At 71.6% G+C, this 18,676-nt stretch carries 12 protein-coding genes; 8 read left to right on the top strand and 4 right to left on the bottom strand.

Features of this window, described 5'->3' with window-relative positions; genetic code table 11:
* Nucleotides 1-192: 192 nt before the first annotated feature.
* From MB828_RS11100 to MB828_RS11085, 4 genes are read left to right on the top strand one after another with little or no spacing between them, the layout of a single operon-like run.
* On the top strand, nt 193-2,385 hold the full coding sequence (locus MB828_RS11100) for a sialidase family protein (RefSeq protein ID WP_301648003.1): 2,193 nt from the start codon (nt 193-195) through the stop codon (nt 2,383-2,385).
* Nucleotides 2,385-4,352, top strand: a complete 1,968-nt coding sequence (locus tag MB828_RS11095; protein WP_301648002.1) for a beta-galactosidase — start codon at nt 2,385-2,387, stop codon at nt 4,350-4,352. The genes MB828_RS11100 and MB828_RS11095 overlap by 1 nt, the downstream gene beginning before the upstream one ends.
* The gene (locus MB828_RS11090; RefSeq protein WP_301648001.1) at nt 4,349-6,553 is read left to right on the top strand and encodes a glycosyl hydrolase family 95 catalytic domain-containing protein; all 2,205 of its coding nucleotides are present in this window, start codon (nt 4,349-4,351) and stop codon (nt 6,551-6,553) included. The genes MB828_RS11095 and MB828_RS11090 overlap by 4 nt, the downstream gene beginning before the upstream one ends.
* Nucleotides 6,554-6,587: 34 nt before the next feature.
* A complete protein-coding gene (locus tag MB828_RS11085; RefSeq protein ID WP_301648000.1) occupies nt 6,588-7,301 on the top strand; it encodes a glycoside hydrolase family 12 protein in 714 nt (237 codons plus the stop codon).
* Nucleotides 7,302-7,347: 46 nt separating this feature from the next.
* Here the strand turns inward: MB828_RS11085 and MB828_RS11080 are convergent, their stop codons facing one another.
* The 3 genes from MB828_RS11080 to MB828_RS11070 all read right to left on the bottom strand — a co-directional run bounded on the left by MB828_RS11080 (nt 7,348) and on the right by MB828_RS11070 (nt 11,810).
* Nucleotides 7,348-8,535, bottom strand: coding sequence for a sulfotransferase family protein (locus MB828_RS11080; protein WP_301647999.1), 1,188 nt, complete (start codon nt 8,533-8,535; stop codon nt 7,348-7,350).
* 117 nt (nt 8,536-8,652) lie between these two features.
* Nucleotides 8,653-10,716, bottom strand: coding sequence for a glycoside hydrolase family 31 protein (locus tag MB828_RS11075; protein WP_301647998.1), 2,064 nt, complete (start codon nt 10,714-10,716; stop codon nt 8,653-8,655).
* An 80-nt stretch (nt 10,717-10,796) separates the two neighbouring features.
* Nucleotides 10,797-11,810 carry a LacI family DNA-binding transcriptional regulator gene (locus MB828_RS11070; protein ID WP_133027378.1) on the bottom strand — a complete coding sequence of 338 codons (1,014 nt, stop codon included), beginning with the start codon at nt 11,808-11,810 and terminating at the stop codon, nt 10,797-10,799.
* Between the two features lie 325 nt (nt 11,811-12,135).
* Between MB828_RS11070 and MB828_RS11065 the strand changes: the two genes are divergently transcribed.
* Nucleotides 12,136-14,079, top strand: a complete 1,944-nt coding sequence (locus MB828_RS11065) for an acyl-CoA dehydrogenase family protein (protein ID WP_301647997.1) — start codon at nt 12,136-12,138, stop codon at nt 14,077-14,079.
* Between the two features lie 4 nt (nt 14,080-14,083).
* Here MB828_RS11065 and MB828_RS11060 read toward each other — a convergent pair whose 3' ends face one another.
* Nucleotides 14,084-14,542, bottom strand: coding sequence for a lamin tail domain-containing protein (locus MB828_RS11060; protein ID WP_301647996.1), 459 nt, complete (start codon nt 14,540-14,542; stop codon nt 14,084-14,086).
* Between the two features lie 175 nt (nt 14,543-14,717).
* On the opposite strand from MB828_RS11060, the gene dxr reads away from it, so the two are divergent.
* The 3 genes from dxr (at nt 14,718) to ispG (ending at nt 18,627) form a co-directional block, all read left to right on the top strand.
* Nucleotides 14,718-15,998, top strand: coding sequence for a 1-deoxy-D-xylulose-5-phosphate reductoisomerase (gene dxr / locus MB828_RS11055; RefSeq protein ID WP_301647995.1), 1,281 nt, complete (start codon nt 14,718-14,720; stop codon nt 15,996-15,998).
* 8 nt (nt 15,999-16,006) lie between these two features.
* Nucleotides 16,007-17,299 carry a M50 family metallopeptidase gene (locus tag MB828_RS11050; protein WP_301648034.1) on the top strand — a complete coding sequence of 431 codons (1,293 nt, stop codon included), beginning with the start codon at nt 16,007-16,009 and terminating at the stop codon, nt 17,297-17,299.
* Between the two features lie 170 nt (nt 17,300-17,469).
* The gene (gene ispG / locus MB828_RS11045) at nt 17,470-18,627 is read left to right on the top strand and encodes a flavodoxin-dependent (E)-4-hydroxy-3-methylbut-2-enyl-diphosphate synthase (RefSeq protein WP_301647994.1); all 1,158 of its coding nucleotides are present in this window, start codon (nt 17,470-17,472) and stop codon (nt 18,625-18,627) included.
* The last annotated feature ends 49 nt before the right edge of the window (nt 18,628-18,676 follow it).

Genomic DNA, 18,676 nt, shown 5'->3' with positions numbered 1-18,676 from the left:
GTCACCCAGCTGCGGGCATGCGTGCCGCCGCTTTTTCGCCAGCCGCGGGCAGTCGTGCCTCCCCCAGAGGGGGGACCCCCAGGCGGCACGGGTGGGCGCGACGGCACCCTGCCAGCGCCGGTAAGCGTCCCCAGCCCCGCCCAGCCCCCCCACCCCGGATCACCAACCACCCACGCCCACCGAAGGTTCCCCATGCCCTCTCTGAGCCGCAGAACCGTCCTCGCCGGTACGGCAGCAGCAACCGCCCTCACCGCTCTCCCCACCCTCACCGGAACCGCCCACGCGGCCGAGCCCCAGCCGCAGGCGTACCGCTGGCGCAACGCGGTGATCGGCGGCACCGGATTCGTCACCGGCGTCCTCTTCCACCCCACCGCACCCGGTCTCGCCTACGCCCGGACCGACATCGGCGGCGCCTACGGCTGGGACGCCCGTGCCGCCCGCTGGACGCCGCTCACCGACCACCTCGGCTGGGACGACTGGAACCTCCTCGGTGTCGAGGCCCTCGCCGTCGACCCCGTTCACCCGGACCGGCTCTACCTCGCCCTCGGTACCTACGCCCAGTCCTGGGCCGGCAACGGCGCGATCCTGCGCTCGGACGACCGCGGCGCCACCTGGACCCGTACCGACCTCAACGTCAAACTCGGCGCCAACGAGGACGGCCGCGGCACGGGCGAACGCCTGCTCGTCGACCCGCGGGACAGCGACACCCTGTGGCTGGGCACCCGGCACGACGGACTGCTCAGGTCGACGGACCGAGGCGCCACCTGGTCGCCGGTCACTGGCTTCCCGCCCGCCCCCACCGCCTCCGGCCAGGGCGTCAGCCTCCTCGTGGCCGTCGGCCGTGCCGTGTACGCCGGCTGGGGCGACGGCGACGGCAGCGCCACCGCCGTCAACCTGTACCGCACCACCGACGGCGCCACCTGGGAGCCCGTACCCGGGCAGCCCACCGGCACCGCCGCCAAGGTCCCGGTACGCGCCGCCTACGACCGTCACGCCCGCGAGCTGTACGTGACGTACGCCGACGCCCCCGGCCCCAACGGCCAGGCCGACGGAAGCGTGCACAAACTGGCCGTCGGCAGCGACCGGTGGTCCGACGTCACCCCGGCCGCGCCCGGCGGCAGCGACACCTTCGGCTACGGCGGGGTCGCCGTCGACGCCCGCCGCCCCGGCACCGTGGTCGTCTCCACCAACAACCGGTGGACGGCCGTCGACACCCTCTACCGGACCACCGACGGCGGCCGCACCTGGACGTCCCTCAAGGACTCCGCGGTCTTCGACGTGTCCGAGACTCCCTTCCTGAAGTGGGGGGCCGAAGAGCCCAAGTTCGGGTGGTGGATCCAGGCCGTGGCCGTCGACCCGTACGACTCGAAGCACGTCGTCTACGGCACCGGCGCCACCCTCTACGGCACCCGCGACCTGGTCCACTGGGCGCCGCGGATCCGCGGCCTGGAGGAGACGTCGGTGCTTCAGCTGGTGTCGCCCCCGGTCGGGGAGGCGCACCTGCTGAGCGGCTCGGGGGACATCGGCGTCATGTACCACGAGCGGCTCACCTCGTCTCCGTCCCGCGGTATGGCCTCGAACCCCGTGTTCGGGTCGGCGACGGGGCTCGCGCAGGCCGCGGGCAGGCCGGCGTACGTGGTCCGCACCGGCTGGGGCGACCACGGCAACGGCGCTTACTCGAACGACGGGGGCCGGACCTGGGCGCCCTTCGCCGCCCAGCCCTCCCTCGCCCACGACGCACCGGGGCCGATCGCCGCCAACGCCGACGGCGGCGTGCTGCTGTGGTCCTTCGTGCACTGGGACGGGACCAAGTACCCCGCCCACCGGTCGGACGACAACGGCGCCACCTGGACCGAGATCTCCTCCTTCCCGAAGGGCGCCACGCCGGTCGCCGACCCGGCCGACCCGACGCTCTTCTACGCGTACGACACCGACACCGGAACACTACGGGCCAGCACTGACAGTGGCCGCTCGTTCACGGCGCGTGCGACCGGGCTGCCCGCCGGGGACAGCCAGTTCCAGCTGGCCGCGGCGCCCGGCCGGTCCGGAGACCTGTGGCTGAGCGTGAAGTGGAACGGGCTGTACCGCTCCACCGACGGCGGTGCCACCTTCGCCAAGGTCGCCGGCTGCCGGGCCGCGTACACCCTCGGCTTCGGCAAGGCGGCGCCCGGTGCCGGCTACCCGGCGATCTACCTGGTCGGCTCCACCGATGCCGGCACCGCGGTCCACCGCTCCGACGACGCGGCCGGATCCTGGATGCGGATCAACGACGACCGGCACCAGTGGGGCTGGACCGGGCAGGCCGTCACCGGCGACCCGCGCGTGTACGGCAGGGTCTACCTGGCCACCAACGGGCGCGGCATCCAGTACGGGGAGCCCCGCTGATGCCGGGGCTCCCCGACGCCACCCGCGGCCGGATCCTCTTCGGCGGTGACTACAACCCCGAGCAGTGGCCCGAGGAGACCTGGCACGAGGACGTCCGGCTGATGAAGGCCGCCCACGTCAACTCCGTGACCCTGGGTGTCTTCTCCTGGGCGAGACTCGAACCCCGGCCGGGGGAGCGGGACTTCGGCTGGCTGGACCGGCTCATGGACCTGATGCACGACAACGGCATCGGCGTCGTCCTCGCCACGCCGACCTCGGCCCCGCCGCCGTGGCTGGGCCGGCTGCACCCCGACACCCTGCCCCGGGACGCCGACGGCCGCACCGAGTGGTGGGGCGGCCGCCAGCACTTCTCGCACTCCAGCGCCACCTACCGCCGCCACGCCGCCGCCATCACCGAGGACCTCGCCGCGCGCTACGGCGGCCATCCCGCCCTCACCATGTGGCACATCAACAACGAGTACTGCACCTACGACCACGGCGACGAGGCCGCCGCCGCCTTCCGGCGCTGGCTGCGCGAGCGCTACGGCACCCTCGACGCCCTGAACACCGCGTGGGGCACGGCGTTCTGGAGCCAGGGCTACGACAGCTGGGACGCCGTGCTGCCCGCCCGCCACACCCACTACCTGAAGAACCCCACCCAGGTGCTGGACTTCCGCCGCTTCACCTCCGACATGCTCCTCGAGTGCTACACCGCCGAGCGGGACATCGTCGCCCGGCACACCCCGCACATCCCGGTGACCACCAACTTCATGCCGTTGTGGACCGGACTGGACGCCTGGCGCTGGGCGGCCGAGGAGGACGTCGTCTCCGTCGACCTCTACCCCGACCCCCGTGATCCCCTCGGCCCGCAGCACGGCGCGCTCGTCCACGACCTCACCCGCTCCCAGGCACGCGGCCCCTGGATGCTCATGGAGCAGGCCGCCGGGCCGGTCAACTGGCGCGGGGTGAACCACCCCAAGCCGCGCGGCCTCAACCGCCAGTGGTCCCTCCAGGCGGTGGCCCGGGGCGCGGACGCCGTCTGCTACTTCCAGTGGCGGCAGTCGAGGCAGGGCGCGGAGAAGTTCCACTCCGGGATGATCAGCCACGCGGGGGAGGAGGGCCGCACCTACCAGGAGATCAGGCAGCTCGGCTCCGAACTGACCTTGATCGGGGACGAGGTGACCGGCCATCACATCAGCGCGGACATCGCGATCCTCCACGACTGGCACTCCTGGTGGGCCGGGGCCCACGAGGGCCGGCTCTCCGCCGAGGTCGACCTCCCCGGCGTCCTGCACGCCTGGCACCGGGCGCTGTGGGAGTCGAACCTCACCACCGACTTCGCCCACCCCGAACACGACCTGTCCGCCTACCGGCTGGTCGTCGTCCCGCAGCTCTACCTGCTCACCGACACCGCGATCGACAACCTCCTCGGCCACGTCCGCTCCGGCGGCACGCTCGTCAGCGGATTCCTGACCGGCGTCGCCGACGAGGACGACCGGATCCGGCCCGGCGGTATGGACGCCCGGCTGCGCGAGCTGTTCGGCATCCGCACCCTGCACGAGTGGTGGCCCCTGGAGGCGGGGGAGAGCGTCGCGTGCCAGGGGTTCCGGGGAACCCTGTGGTCGGAGGAGATCGAGGCCGCGCCCGGTGTCACGGAGACGGTGCCGTACGAGGGCGGCGAACTCGACGGGCTGCCGGCCGTGCTGCGCAACGGGCGTGCCTGGTACGTCTCCACGCTGCCGGAGCCGCAGGCGCTGCGATCGCTGCTCGGCCGGATCGCCGCCGCGGCAGGCGTCGGGCCGGTGCTGGAGGGGCTGCCGGCCGGCGTCGAGGCGGTCCGCCGGGGCGACCTGCTGTTCCTGTTCAACCACGGGCGTGATCAGGTAAATGTGCCGGTCATGGGAACACATCGAGATCTGCTGACCGGTACGGACGTCACGGACCGGATCGTCCTCGGCCGCTACGGAGCGGCGGTGCTCAAGCCGTGACCGCCACCGGCCCCGTCCACGGCACCTGGGAGCCCGCACCCGCCGCCCGCTGGGAGGACGCCTTCCTGAGCGGCAACGGCCGGCACGGCGCCCTCGTGTTCGGCGATCCGAACGACGACCGCGTCATCGTCACCCAGCACACCCTGGTCCGCCCGAACGGCGGCGAACAGGCCCGCCCGCCCCGCCTGGCCGCCCAACTCGCCGACGTGCAGGACAGGCTGCTCGCCGGCGAGCGGAACGCCGCCGAGCGTCTCACCGACGGCCGCCCGCTCCAGTGGGTGCAGCCCTTCCACCCCGCCTTCCAGATCCGGCTGCGCAGACCGCGGGGCCGGACCGACGGCTACCGCCGCGCCGTCGACTTCACCACCGGTGAGGTCACCGCCACCACCGCCGACCGGACCAGCAGGGTCTTCGTCTCCCGCGCGGACGACGTGATCGTGCAGCACGTCACCGGCACCGCCGGCCTCGACCTCGGCATCACCCTCGACCACCGGCTCCCCGGCGCCCCGGCCGACCTGGGCATCGGCCACGGCACGCTGCGCACCCCCGAGGGCGCCCTGCTCAGTCTCCGCGCCCGCTACCCCGGCAGCGACCGCGCCGTCACCGGCGTCACCCTGGTCGCCGTCACCGGCGGCGCCACCGGACTCGTCCCGCCGGGCGTCCGCGTCACCGGCGCCGAGGCCGTCCTCCTCCTCACCCGGGTCCGCCGCCACACCGGCGAACTCGACGTGACCGCCGAGGCGCACGAGCTGCGCGCCCTGCTCACCGACGGGCAGTCGTACGACACCCTGCTCGCCCGCCACCTCGACCGGCACCGCACCGCCTACCACCGCGTCACCCTCGACCTGGCCGCCGCCCCGGCCGCCCGCGCCCTCCCCGGCTCGCAGTTGCTGGCGCGGCCCGCCGAACCCGCCCTGCTGGAACGGCTCTTCGCGGCCGGCCGCTACCACCTGCTCTCCGCCTCCGGCCTCAACCCGCCCCGGCTGACCGGACTGTGGACCGGCGACTGGGACACCGCCTGGTCCGGTGCCTTCACCAACGACGCCAACGTGAACCTCCAGACGGCCTCGGCCGCGGCCGCCGCCCTCCCGGAAGTCACCGAGGCGTGCGCCGCACTGGTCCAGCGCCAGCTCGGGGACTGGCGGGAGAACGCCCGCGCGGTCTTCGGCGCCCGGGGCGTGGTGGCGCCCGCCCACAGCGACGGCGAGTCCGGGCTGTCGTACCACTTCAGCCGCGAGTACCCGCTGCACCTGTGGACGGCCGGTGCCGACTGGCTGCTGAAACCCCTCGTCGACCACGACGAGATCCGCGGCGAGCGGGATCCGCGGACGGCGGCGGCGCTCGCCGAAGTCGCCACGTTCTACGAGGACTTCCTCACCCGGACCGACCCCGAAGGCCGGCTCGTGGTCGTCCCCTCCTACTCGCCCGAGAACCGGCCGGCGAACGGCGGCTGGGGTGCGGTCAACGCGGCGATGGACCTGTCCGCGGCCCGGCACGCCCTGCGCACGGCCGCCGACTACCACCCCGGTCCGGACGCCGACCGCTGGCGCGCCCTCGCGGACCGGCTGCCCCCGCACCGGGTCAACGCCGACGGCGCCCTCGCCGAGTGGGCGTGGCCGGGCCTCGACGACACCTACGACCACCGCCACCTCAGCCACCTCTACGGCGTCTGGCCGCTCGACGAGATCACCCCGTACGACACCCCGGAGCTCGCGGCCGCCGCCCACCGCGCGCTCGAACTGCGCGGCGCCGAGAACGACTCGGCCCACGGACACCTCCACCACGCGCTCGTGGCGGCCCGGCTGCGGGACGGCGAACGGGTCGCCGCCGCCCTCGCCCACGTCCTGGACGGCGACTTCTTCCACGCCTCCCTGATGAGCGCCCACTACCCGAACCGCGACGTCTACAACGCCGACGCCGCGCACACCCTGCCCGCCGTGCTCGTCGAGGCCCTGGTGCAGTCCACCCCGGACCGCCTGGTCCTCCTGCCCGCGCCGCCGAGCGCCCTGGGCACAGGCCGGCTGCACGGCGTCCGCACCCGCTTCGGAGCCGAACTGGACCTCGACTGGGCCCCCGGCGGAGCGCGCGCCGTCCTGAGGCCGTCCCGGACGCTCCGGATCGACCTGTGGACTTCCTCCGGCGCCCGGCCGCTCGACCTCGTCGCCGGAGAAGACCACGTCCTCACCCTGGGGACGTGGTGACCGCGCAGTTCCCCCCACCCATGGAAGGGACACCATGGCAACACGCACGTACCGCAGGGTCGCCAAGGCCCTGATCGCCCCCGCGCTCGCCCTCGCCGCCACCGTCGGCCTGGCCTCCGCCCCCGCCTCGGCGGCCGTCTGGAGCTCCTGCGACCAGTGGGGCAGCACCACGCTGAACGGCTACACGCTCTACAACAACATCTGGGGCTCCGGCGCCGGCAGCCAGTGCATCTGGGCCAACTCCGGCACCAACTGGGGTGTCTGGGCCAACCACCCCAACACCGGCGGCATCAAGTCCTACCCCAACGCCAAGGCGGTCATCAGCAAGTCGATCACCTCGCTGTCCTCGCTCTCCAGCAGCTACAACGTCACGGTCCCGTCGTCCGGCGCGTACAACACGTCGTACGACATCTGGGACACCGGCTACAAGTACGAGATCATGCTCTGGATGAACTACACGGGCGCCGTGGGCCCGCTCGGCACCTCGCAGGGCACGCTGACCCTGGGCGGCCACACCTGGACCGTGTACAAGGGCAACAACGGCTCGAACGACGTCTTCTCGTTCGTGCGCACCTCGAACTCGTCCTCCGGCACCGTCAACGTGCTGCCGATCCTGAAGTGGATCAAGGACACCAAGGGCTGGTTCGGGAACGTCACCATCGGTGACTTCCAGTTCGGCTTCGAGATCACGTCCTCGTCCGGCGGGCTGGACTTCGCCGTGAACAGCGAGAGCGTCAGCAGCAGCTGAGCAACGGGCCGGCCCCGCGTGCGGTGCGGGGCCGGCCCCCTCGCGGTCAGGCCCGGTCGACCTCGGCGCGCAGCGCGTTGTAGTCCGCGAAGGCCGCGTCGACGTCGGCGCGGCTCAGTCCGTAGCGGGCCAGGTCGTAGGTGTGCACCCGGGTGCCCTTCGGGCGGGTCGTGACGGCCGGGAGCCGGGCCGCGTCGGCCTCGGTCCAGCGGGCCCCCACGGCCGCGTACAGCTTCGGGGCGCCCGCGGCCGGGTCGGCGCCCAGCCAGGAGTACGGCACGTCGACGAGCAGTTCGCGGGGGACGGCCGCCCGGGCGGCCAGGCCGCGGGACGCCGACCGGGCCAGCAGCGCCAGCCAGGTGGCGCCGATCCACTCCGGTTCGACGGGGCGGGTGCTGACCGCCATGCCGTGCTCGACCAGGCTGCAGAAGGAGGCCACGGCGGTGGCCGGATCACGGTGCGTCCACACGATCGTGGCGTCCGGGAAGACCGCGCGCAGCGCGTCCAGGTTCTCCAGGTGCAGCGGCGACTTCAGCACCCAGCGGCGGCGCGGGCGGCCGTACTGGAGCACCTGGTAGATCTGCTTGAGGTAGCGGTAGTCCGCCTCGAAGTCACGGGCCTCGTGCCAGGGCAGGTACTCGGGGATCACGGCCTGGGACAGCGGCATCACGGTGTGCGGCAGCGCGAAGGTGCACTCCTCCGGGCCCTCGGGGCGCAGGGTGTGGATGTGCCGGAACCGCGGCGCGAACAGGTTGATCCCGCCCACCAGGCGGCGGGCGGTCGCGATCGCCTTCTCCCGTTCCGCGGGCGGGCGTTCCAGGTCGGGGGTGAGCAACTCCCAGAGCAGCGGGCAGCGGTGGTCCGCGGAGAGGGACAGCACGCTGTGCGTGAGCGTGGTGGCGGTGCGCGGCAGGCCCACCACGAACACCGGCCGCTCGATCGGTTCCCGCTCGATCGCGGGGTGCTCGGCGAGCAGCCGGCGGATCCGGGCCCGGTTGGCGAGGTGGCGGCCGACGTGTCCGCGCGCGGACAGCCGGCCGACCGGGGTGAGGTGCTCGGCGTCCGACCAACATCGCAGCAGGAACCGGAAGTCGTCGGCGAACCGCTCGTCGCCCTCCGTCCGCCCGGCCGCGTCGAGCAGCCGGTCGAAGGCGTGGTCGGGCGTGCGGCGCGCGCGGGAGGCCGGTCTGAGCAGCGCGTTGGCGAGCGTGAGGGAGAGCGGACCGGAGGACACGGGAGCGGATCCCTTCGTGGGGGACAGGGGGAGGGGATACTGCCTACCCTCTCCAACTGCCCCACCACACCGCTGAGTTGAGACAATCAACGGCCGCCGGCCGCAGCACCGCCCCCGCTACTCCGCCACCGGCAGTTCCGCGCCGTCCCGCAGGAACAGCGGAATGCGGTCCAGCGGCGCGTCCACCGTCACCGCCCGGCCGCCCTCGTACGACTCGCCGGTCCACGCGTCCGTCCAGCGGGCGCCCGCCGGCAGGTACGTCGTCCGGGCCGTCGCCCCGGCCGTCAGCACCGGCGCCACGAGGAGGTCACGGCCGAACAGGTAGGCGTCGTCGACCGTCCAGGCGGTCTGGTCCTGCGGGAACTCCAGGAACAGCGGCCGCAGCACCGGCAGGCCCTCCTCGTGGGCCTCCCGCATGACCGTCAGGACGTACGGCTTGAGCCGTTCGCGCAGCCGCAGGTACTTCTCCAGGATCGCGCCGGCCTCCTCGCCGTAGGACCACACCTCGTTCGGGCCGCCGGTCATGTCGGGGCCGAGGGGCATGCCCGGGTCACGGAAGCCGTGCAGCCGCATCAGCGGGGACAGTGCGCCGAACTGGAACCAGCGGACCATCACCTCGCGGTACGCCGGGTCGTCCGGGTCGCCGCCGTGGAAGCCGCCGATGTCCGTGTTCCACCAGGGGATGCCGGACAGCGCGGTGTTGAGTCCGGCCGCGATCTGGCGGCGCAGGGTCGCGAAGTCGGTGCCGATGTCGCCGGACCAGACGGCCGCCCCGTAGCGCTGGCTGCCCGCCCACGCCGAACGGTTGAGGGTGACGATCTCGTCGTCGCCCAGACCGGAAGCCCGCAGGCCCTCGTGGAAGGTCCGGGCGTTCTCGGCGGGATAGCTGTTGCCGACCTCCAGTCCCGGGCCGGTCCAGTAGCGCAGGTTCTCCTGGAAGCCGGGCTTCAGCTCGGGCTCGCAGGCGTCCAGCCAGAAGGCCGTGATGCCGTACGGGTCGAGGTAGTTCTCCTTGATCCTCGACCACACGAACGCGCGGGCGTCCGGGTTGGTGGCGTCGTAGAAGGCCACCTGGACGGTCGACGCCACCTCCTTGTCCGGCCAGTCGGCGTGCGCCATCGGGCCGTACTGGGTGCCGATGAAGTAGCCGCGCTGCTCCATGACGCCGTGGTTCTCGGACAGCGGGGACACCGACGGCCAGACGCTCACCACCAGCTTGATGCCCAGCTCGTCCAGTTCACGGACCATCGCGGCCGGGTCGGGCCACTCCGCGGGGTCGAACTTCCACTCGCCGAGGTGGGTCCAGTGGAAGAAGTCGCAGACGATCGCCGAGACGGGCAGGCCGCGGCGCTTGTACTCCCGTGCCACGGCGAGGAGTTCGTCCTGGGTGCGGTAGCGCAGCTTGCACTGCCAGAAGCCCGCCGCCCACTCCGGAAGCATCGGCGAACGGCCGCTCACCGCCGTGTAGTTGCGCTGCCCGTCGGCCGGATCGCCCACCGTGATCCAGTAGTCGAGCTGGCGGGCCGAGTCCGCCACCCAGCGGGTTCCGTTGCCCGCCAGCTCGACCCGGCCGATCGCCGGGTTGTTCCACAGGAGGGTGTAGCCGCGGCTGGAGACCAGGACCGGGACCGAGACCTCGGCGTTGCGCTGGACCAGGTCCAGCACCAGGCCCTTCTGGTCGAGGCGCCCGTGCTGGTGCTGGCCGAGGCCGAACAGCTTCTCGCCCTCGTAGGCGGCGAACCGCTGCTCCAGCCGGTGGTAGCCGTTGCCGACGGCGGTGTAGAGGCGGGAGCCGGGCCACCAGAAGTGGGCGCGTTCCTCGGCCAGGACCTCCGAGAGGTCGTCGGAGCGCAGGAAGCGGACCAGCCCCTCGGCCGACACCTCCACGGTCAGGTCCCCGACCGTCAACCGCCCCTCCCCGTCGGTGACCTTGACGGTCGACTGGGCCGGCGGGCGTTCGTCGAGCAGGGCGCCCGGCAGGCCGTCGAGGACCGGACCGCCGAGCCGGGCCCGCACCCGGACGGCGTCCGGCCCCCACGGTTCGATCCGCAGGGTCTCCTGGCGCCCGCTCCACTCCAGACCGCCGTCCCGTTCACGGAACGTGCCGACGGTGGGGGAGGACTGCGCGAGGCTGACCTTGGGCTGGTGGTCCGCGGACTGGATTTCGGCAGGCTGATTCACGGCAGGTGCTCCTGGAGGAGTGCAGACAGGGGGGTGCCCCGGCACGGCGGGGCACTGCGAACGAGGCGCTGCGTCCGGGTTCAGGACCCGGCCGGGGCCGGTCCCGTGCTCGCCCGTACCGTCAACTCGGGTGCGATCAGCACGACTTCGTCACTGCCCCGGCCGTCCAGCTTGGCGACCAGGTGTTCCACCGCGTGCCGGCCCATCTCCTGGGCGGGGATGGCGACCGAGGTCAGCCGCACCGAGGCCTGGACGGCGACCTGCTCCGGGCAGATCGCGACCACGGACACGTCCTCGGGCACGGCCCGGCCCTGCTGGCGCAGCAGCGCCAGCAGGGGTTCCACCGCGGACTCGTTCTGCACGACGAACCCCGTGGTGTCCGGGCGTTCGTCGAAGATCCGGGCCAGCGTGGCGGCCATCGCGTCGTAGCCGCCCTCGCACGGCCGGTGCAGGACCCTCAGGCCCAGCTCCCGGGCCCGGGACCGCAGCCCGTCCAGGGTGCGCTCGGCGAAACCGGTGTGCCGTTCGTAGACCGCCGGGGCCTCGCCGATGACAGCGATGTCACGGTGGCCGAGCTTCGCGAGGTGCTCCACACAGAGCGCCCCGGTCGCCCCGAAGTCGAGATCGACGCAGGTCAGCCCGGAGGTGGAGGCGGGCAGGCCGATGAGCACGGAGGGCTGGTCGGTCCCCCTGAGCAGCGGCAGCCGTTCGTCCTCCAGCTCCACGTCCATCAGGATCATGGCGTCGGCGAGCCCGCTGCCGGTGACCCGGCGGACCGCGTCCGGGCCCTCCTCGCCCGTGAGCAGCAGGACGTCGTAGCCGTGGAGGCGGGCGGTGGTGGCCACCGCGATCGCGATCTCCATCATCACCGGCACGTACATGTCGGTACGCAGCGGGACCATCAGCGCGATGATGTTCGACCGGCTGCTGGCCAGGGCGCGGGCACCGGCGTTCGGGTGGTAGCCCAGTTCCCGGATGCTCTGCTCGACCCGCTGCCGGGTGGTGGTGGAGATGGACCGCTTGCCGCTGAGGACATAGCTCACCGTGCTCGCCGAGACTCCGGCGTGCTGGGCGACCTCGGCGAGGGTGACCATCCAGCTCTCCAAGTGTTGTGAAGCGCTTCGACAGTGCGCATTGCTGACAAGGGCGAGTGAGGGTGGTTCGACAGTAGCCCCAGTGAAGGTGGGTGTCCATAGGTTGTCGAAGCGCTTCGACAGCGAATTGACGGCACGCTCTGGCCGAACCGTCCCCCGTGAGGGCCCCACGACGCAACACCGGGGACCGGGACGGCCGGTCCGGGTGACCCGATCGGACCGCGAGGACTGGTGGGGGCAGCCCGTTTGGGGTACCAACGATCCAGTAGCACTGGTCGGTAACGAACGGTCCTCAACGTCCCCTTTCGTGGCGAGGTGAGCCTCAATGTCCGCCCCCACCACCAAGAAACCCACCGTCACCGAGCGGGAGGCCCGCCAGGTGGCGGAGGCCGCCCGGGAACAGGACTGGCGCAAGCCCAGCTTCGCCAAGGAACTGTTTCTCGGGCGCTTCCGGCTCGACCTCATCCACCCCCATCCGCTCCCGGCGGACGAGGACGTGCGCCGCGGCGAGGAGTTCCTCGCCCGGCTGCGCGAGTTCTGCGAGACGAAGATCGACTCGGCGCTCATCGAGCGCGAGGCGCGCATCCCCGACGAGGTGATCGCCGGCCTCAAGGAGCTCGGCGCCCTCGGCATGAAGATCGACCCCAGGTACGGCGGCCTCGGCCTCACCCAGGTCTACTACAACCGGGCCCTCGCCCTGGTCGGCTCCGCGAACCCGGCGGTCGGCGCGCTGCTCTCCGCCCACCAGTCGATCGGCGTGCCGCAGCCGCTGAAGATCTTCGGCACCCAGGAGCAGAAGGACGCGTTCCTGCCCCGCTGCGCCCGCACCGACATCTCGGCGTTCCTGCTCACCGAGCCGGACGTCGGCTCGGACCCGGCCCGCCTCGCCACCACGGCCGTACGGGACGGCGACGACTACGTCCTCGACGGGGTGAAGCTCTGGACCACCAACGGTGTGGTCGCCGACCTGCTCGTGGTCATGGCCCGGGTGCCGAAATCCGATGACGGCAAGGGCGGCAAGGGCGGCATCACGGCCTTCGTGGTGGAGGCCGACTCCGAGGGCGTCACCGTCGAGAACCGCAACGCCTTCATGGGCCTGCGCGGCCTCGAGAACGGTGTCACCCGCTTCCACCAGGTCCGGGTCCCGGCGGCCAACCGCATCGGCCCCGAGGGCGCCGGCCTCAAGATCGCGCTCACCACCCTCAACACCGGACGGCTGTCCCTGCCCGCGATGTGCGTGGGCGCCGGCAAGTGGTGCCTGAAGATCGCCCGGGAGTGGGCGGGGGTCCGCGAGCAGTGGGGCAAGCCGGTGGCGCTGCACGAGGCGGTCGGCTCCAAGATCAGCTTCATCGCCGCGACCACCTTCGCGCTGGAGGCGGTCGTCGACCTGTCCTCCCAGATGGCCGACGAGAACCGTAACGACATCCGCATCGAGGCCGCCCTCGCCAAGCTCTACGGCTCCGAGATGGGCTGTCTGATGGCGGACGAGCTGGTCCAGATCCGCGGCGGCCGCGGCTTCGAGACGGCGGAGTCGCTGGCGGCCCGCGGCGAACGGGCGGTCCCCGCCGAGCAGCTGCTGCGCGACCTGCGCATCAACCGCATCTTCGAGGGCTCCACGGAGATCATGCACCTGCTGATCGCGCGGGAGGCCGTGGACGCCCACCTGTCGGTCGCGGGCGACCTCATCGACCCCGACAAGTCCCTCCAGGACAAGGCGAGGGCGGGAGCCAACGCGGGCGTCTTCTACGCCAAGTGGCTGCCGAAACTGGTCGCGGGGCCGGGCCAGCTCCCCACCTCGTACGGCGACTTCAAGCACGGGATCGACCTCTCGCCGCACCTGCGGTACGTGGAGCGGCACGCCCGCAAGCTCGCCCGGTCCACCTTCTACGCGATGTCCCGCTGGCAGGGCCGGATGGAGACCAAGCAGGGCTTCCTGGGCCGGATCGTGGACATCGGGGCGGAGCTGTTCGCGATGAGCGCGGCCTGCGTCCGTGCCGAACTGCTGCGCCGCGAGGGCGACCACGGGCGCGAGGCCTACCAGCTCGCCGACGCGTTCTGCCGGCAGGCCCGCGTCCGCGTCGACGAGCTGTTCACCCGCCTCTGGTCGAACACCGACGACCTGGACCGCAAGGTCGTCAAGGGCGTGCTCGGCGGCTCCTACGAGTGGCTGGAGCAGGGGATCGTCGACCCGTCGGGCGAGGGCCCGTGGATCGCCGACGCGACCCCCGGACCCTCGCAGCGGGAGAACCTCCGCCGCCCGCTGAAGTAGCGGTTCAGCAGTACTTGTCGCTCGGATCCCGCGTCGTCCAGGAGCAGGAGTCGACCTTGGCGCCACTCGCCCGGGTCAGCGTCGCCGTGTCGCTCGTGTTGTTCCACACGTAGGCGCGGCGGTTCTGGAACTTGTCCGACGCGGTGTCCGTGCCCCGGCCGGTGTGCACCTTCATCGTCTTGTGGGCGCCGATCCGGACGTCCTTGAACACGTACCGGTGGTTGGAGGCGTCCTTGAGCACCCAGCCCTTGACCGAGACGGCCGAACCGCCGGTGTTCTTGATCTGCACCCACTCGGCGTTGAGGCTGGAGTTTGAGCGGTTGTCACTGCCCGGGCTGTCGAACCACACGTGGTAGACGGTGACACCGCCGGCCGCCTGGGCCGGGGTGCTGAGCACGGTGCCGGTGAGCAGCGCGGCGCTCGCGAGCGCGGGCAGGGCAGCGCGTATGTGCGGAGTACGCATGAAGAGATCCCCCCTGGATCCAGATCCACATCCGAACAGACAGCAGTGTTATCACATGATCTTCACCTGAATCTCACAACGGGAATTCCGCGTCATAGGACACCAAGAACTGATAACGCACCCGCGCGAGGGACGCGCTGTCCACCGGCCCGCCCGATGCGGCCACAATGGGGGGATGACCGACAGTCCCGCCAGTCCGGCCCCCCTCGCCGACCCGCATCTCGTGTACGACCCGCTCGCGGGCGACGGCCCCAAGGACGTGGTGATCCTCGGCTCCACCGGATCCATCGGCACCCAGGCCATCGACCTCGTACTGCGCAACCCCGACCGCTTCCGGGTCACCGCGCTGTCCGCGAACGGCGGGCGGGTCGCCCTCCTTGCCGAGCAGGCGCACCGGCTGCGCGTGCGGACCGTCGCGGTCGCCCGCGAGGACGTCGTGCCGGCCCTGCGCGAGGCGCTGACCCACCGGTACGGCGCGGGAGAGCCGCTCCCCGAGATCCTCGCCGGACCCGGCGCGGCCACCCAGGTCGCCGCGGCCGACGCCACGGAGTGCCACACCGTCCTCAACGGCATCACCGGCTCCATCGGCCTCGCGCCGACCCTCGCCGCCCTGGAGGCGGGCCACACCCTCGCGCTCGCCAACAAGGAGTCGCTGATCGTCGGCGGCCCGCTGGTCAAGGCACTGGCCAAGCCCGGCCAGATCATCCCCGTCGACTCCGAGCACGCGGCGCTCTTCCAGTCGCTCGCGGCCGGCACCCGGGCCGACGTCCGCAAACTGGTCGTCACGGCCTCCGGCGGTCCCTTCCGCGGCCGTACCAAGGCCGAACTGGCGAACGTCACCGTCGAGGACGCGCTGGCCCACCCCACCTGGGCGATGGGCCCGGTCATCACGATCAACTCCGCGACCCTGGTGAACAAGGGCCTGGAAGTGATCGAGGCACACCTCCTCTACGACATTCCCTTCGACCGCATTGAGGTGGTCGTGCATCCACAGTCGTATGTCCACTCGATGGTCGAGTTCACGGACGGATCCACGATCGCGCAGGCGACGCCCCCCGACATGCGGGGGCCGATCGCCATCGGTCTCGGCTGGCCCGAACGGGTGCCCGACGCGGCGCCCGCCTTCGACTGGAGCAAGGCCTCCACCTGGGAGTTCTTCCCGCTGGACAACGAGGCCTTCCCGTCCGTGAACCTCGCCCGGCACGTCGGAGAGCTCGCGGGCACCGCCCCGGCGGTGTTCAATGCGGCCAACGAGGAATGCGTCGAGGCCTTCCGGAGCGGTCTGCTGCCCTTCAACGGGATCATGGAGACCGTCACCCGGGTGGTCGAGGAACACGGCACCCCTCGAACGGGAACTTCGCTCACCGTGCCGGACGTCCTCGAAGCGGAGACCTGGGCACGGGCCCGGGCCCGGGAACTGACAGCACTGAAGGCGACCGCGGAGGCGCGTGCATGACAGCCCTGATGATGATCCTCGGCATAGTCGTCTTCGTGGTCGGCCTGCTGGTCTCGATCGCCTGGCACGAGCTGGGGCATCTTTCCACCGCCAAGCTCTTCGGCATCCGGGTCCCGCAGTACATGGTCGGCTTCGGCCCGACCATCTGGTCGCGGCACAAGGGCGACACCGAGTACGGGATCAAGGCCATCCCGCTCGGCGGCTACATCCGCATGATCGGCATGTTCCCGCCCGGCGCCGACGGCCGCATCACCGCCCGCTCCACCTCGCCCTGGCGCAGCATGATCGAGGACGCCCGGTCGGCCGCCTTCGAGGAGCTCAAGCCCGGCGACGAGACCCGCCTCTTCTACACGCGCGCCCCCTGGAAACGCGTCATCGTGATGTTCGCGGGCCCGTTCATGAACCTGGTCCTGGCGGTGGCGCTGTTCCTCACCGTCCTGATGGGCTTCGGCATCAGCCAGCAGACCACCACGGTCAGCTCGGTCTCCCAGTGCGTGATCGCCCAGAGCGAGAACCGCGACACCTGTAAGAACTCCGACGCGGCCGCCCCGGCCGCCGCCGCGGGCCTCAAGGCGGGCGACAAGATCCTCTCCTTCGACGGTGTCGAGACCACCAGCTGGAACCAGCTCTCCGACCTGATCCGGTCCGCCCCCGGCAAGGAGGTCGCGATCGTCGTCGACCGCAAGGGCCAGGACCTCACCCTGCACGCGAAGATCGCCACCAACCAGGTCGCCAAGAAGGACTCCAGCGGCCAGATCGTCCAGGGCCAGTACGTCACCGCCGGCTTCCTCGGCTTCAGCGCCGCGACCGGCATCGTCCGCCAGGACTTCGGCGAGTCGGTGACGTGGATGGGCGACCGCCTCGGCGAGGCCGTCGACTCCATCGCGAGCCTGCCCGGCAAGATCCCGGCCCTGTGGGACGCGGCCTTCGACGGGGCGCCCCGCCAGCCGGACTCCCCGATGGGCGTGGTCGGCGCGGCGCGCGTCGGCGGGGAGATCTTCACCCTGGACATCCCGCCCACCGAGCAGCTGGCGATGGCCCTGATGCTGGTGGCCGGCTTCAACCTCTCCCTGTTCCTCTTCAACATGCTCCCGCTGCTGCCGCTGGACGGCGGCCACATCGCGGGCGCCCTGTGGGAATCCCTGCGCCGGAACCTGGCCAAGGTGCTCCGCCGCCCGGACCCGGGCCCGTTCGACGTGGCGAAACTGATGCCGGTCGCCTACGTCGTGGCCAGCATCTTCATCTGCTTCACCTTGCTCGTCCTGGTCGCGGATGTAGTTAACCCGGTGAAAATCTCCTAGCCACGCGTTGTTCGAGGCGGCCCGGAACGCTTTGTTCCGGGCCGCTTCCATCGAGTGGGTTTACGGGTGGGGGATGTGCTCGCGACTGTGCCGGTGCCGTAATCTCGAAGCCTGGAACCCGCCTACGACGGGACCTGGACCTAGATCCACGACTTGGGGTTGCACAGCAGATGACTGCGATTTCTCTCGGCATGCCGTCCGTTCCGACCAAGCTCGCCGAGCGCCGGAAGAGCCGGCAGATCCAGGTCGGCTCCGTGGCGGTCGGCGGGGACGCCCCGGTCTCGGTCCAGTCGATGACCACGACCCGTACGTCCGACATCGGCGCCACCCTCCAGCAGATCGCCGAGCTGACGGCGTCCGGCTGCCAGATCGTCCGGGTGGCCTGTCCCACGCAGGACGACGCGGACGCCCTCGCGACCATCGCGAGGAAGTCGCAGATCCCGGTCATCGCGGACATCCACTTCCAGCCGAAGTACGTGTTCGCGGCGATCGAGGCCGGCTGTGCGGCGGTGCGTGTGAACCCGGGCAACATCAAGCAGTTCGACGACAAGGTCAAGGAGATCGCGAAGGCGGCGAAGGACCACGGCACGCCGATCCGTATCGGTGTCAACGCCGGTTCCCTGGACCGCCGGCTGCTCCAGAAGTACGGCAAGGCGACCCCCGAGGCGCTGGTCGAGTCGGCGCTGTGGGAGGCGTCCCTCTTCGAGGAGCACGACTTCCGGGACATCAAGATCTCCGTGAAGCACAACGACCCGGTCGTGATGATCGAGGCGTACCGGCAGCTCGCCGCCCAGTGCGACTACCCGCTGCACCTCGGTGTGACCGAGGCGGGCCCGGCCTTCCAGGGCACCATCAAGTCGGCCGTCGCCTTCGGCGCCCTCCTCTCCCAGGGCATCGGCGACACCATCCGCGTCTCGCTCTCCGCGCCTCCCGTCGAGGAGGTCAAGGTCGGCAACCAGATCCTGGAGTCCCTCAACCTCAAGCAGCGCGGCCTGGAGATCGTCTCCTGCCCGTCCTGCGGCCGCGCCCAGGTCGACGTCTACAAGCTGGCCGAGGAGGTCACCGCGGGCCTCACCGGCATGGAGGTCCCCCTCCGGGTCGCCGTCATGGGCTGCGTCGTCAACGGCCCCGGCGAGGCCCGCGAGGCCGACCTCGGCGTCGCCTCCGGCAACGGCAAGGGCCAGATCTTCGTCAAGGGCGAGGTCATCAAGACGGTCCCCGAGTCCAAGATCGTGGAAACCCTCATCGAGGAGGCCATGAAGCTGGCCGAACAGATGGAGGCCACGGGCACGGAGTCCGGCGAACCGACGGTGTCGGTGGCGGGCTGACCTGAAAGCGCCGGGAGGGAAGCGCCCCGAAAGGGGCGCGGGGAACTGC

It is taken from the genome of Streptomyces arenae, assembly GCF_022343545.1.
Classification (GTDB): Bacteria; Actinomycetota; Actinomycetes; order Streptomycetales; family Streptomycetaceae; genus Streptomyces; species Streptomyces humi.
The sequence above is the reverse complement of the archived record's forward strand: the minus strand, read 5'-3'. Positions and strand labels throughout refer to the sequence as shown.

What these genes read in the sequence shown, in the direction of transcription:
- dxr (WP_301647995.1), top strand. Translation starts at nt 14,718, where the DNA reads ATGACCGACAGTCCCGCCAGTCCGGCCCCCCTCGCCGACCCGCATCTC.
- MB828_RS11095 (WP_301648002.1), top strand. Translation starts at nt 2,385, where the DNA reads ATGCCGGGGCTCCCCGACGCCACCCGCGGCCGGATCCTCTTCGGCGGT.
- MB828_RS11070 (WP_133027378.1), bottom strand. Translation starts at nt 11,810, where the DNA reads ATGGTCACCCTCGCCGAGGTCGCCCAGCACGCCGGAGTCTCGGCGAGC.
- ispG (WP_301647994.1), top strand. Translation starts at nt 17,470, where the DNA reads ATGACTGCGATTTCTCTCGGCATGCCGTCCGTTCCGACCAAGCTCGCC.
- MB828_RS11065 (WP_301647997.1), top strand. Translation starts at nt 12,136, where the DNA reads ATGTCCGCCCCCACCACCAAGAAACCCACCGTCACCGAGCGGGAGGCC.
- MB828_RS11100 (WP_301648003.1), top strand. Translation starts at nt 193, where the DNA reads ATGCCCTCTCTGAGCCGCAGAACCGTCCTCGCCGGTACGGCAGCAGCA.
- MB828_RS11050 (WP_301648034.1), top strand. Translation starts at nt 16,007, where the DNA reads ATGATGATCCTCGGCATAGTCGTCTTCGTGGTCGGCCTGCTGGTCTCG.
- MB828_RS11060 (WP_301647996.1), bottom strand. Translation starts at nt 14,542, where the DNA reads ATGCGTACTCCGCACATACGCGCTGCCCTGCCCGCGCTCGCGAGCGCC.
- MB828_RS11085 (WP_301648000.1), top strand. Translation starts at nt 6,588, where the DNA reads ATGGCAACACGCACGTACCGCAGGGTCGCCAAGGCCCTGATCGCCCCC.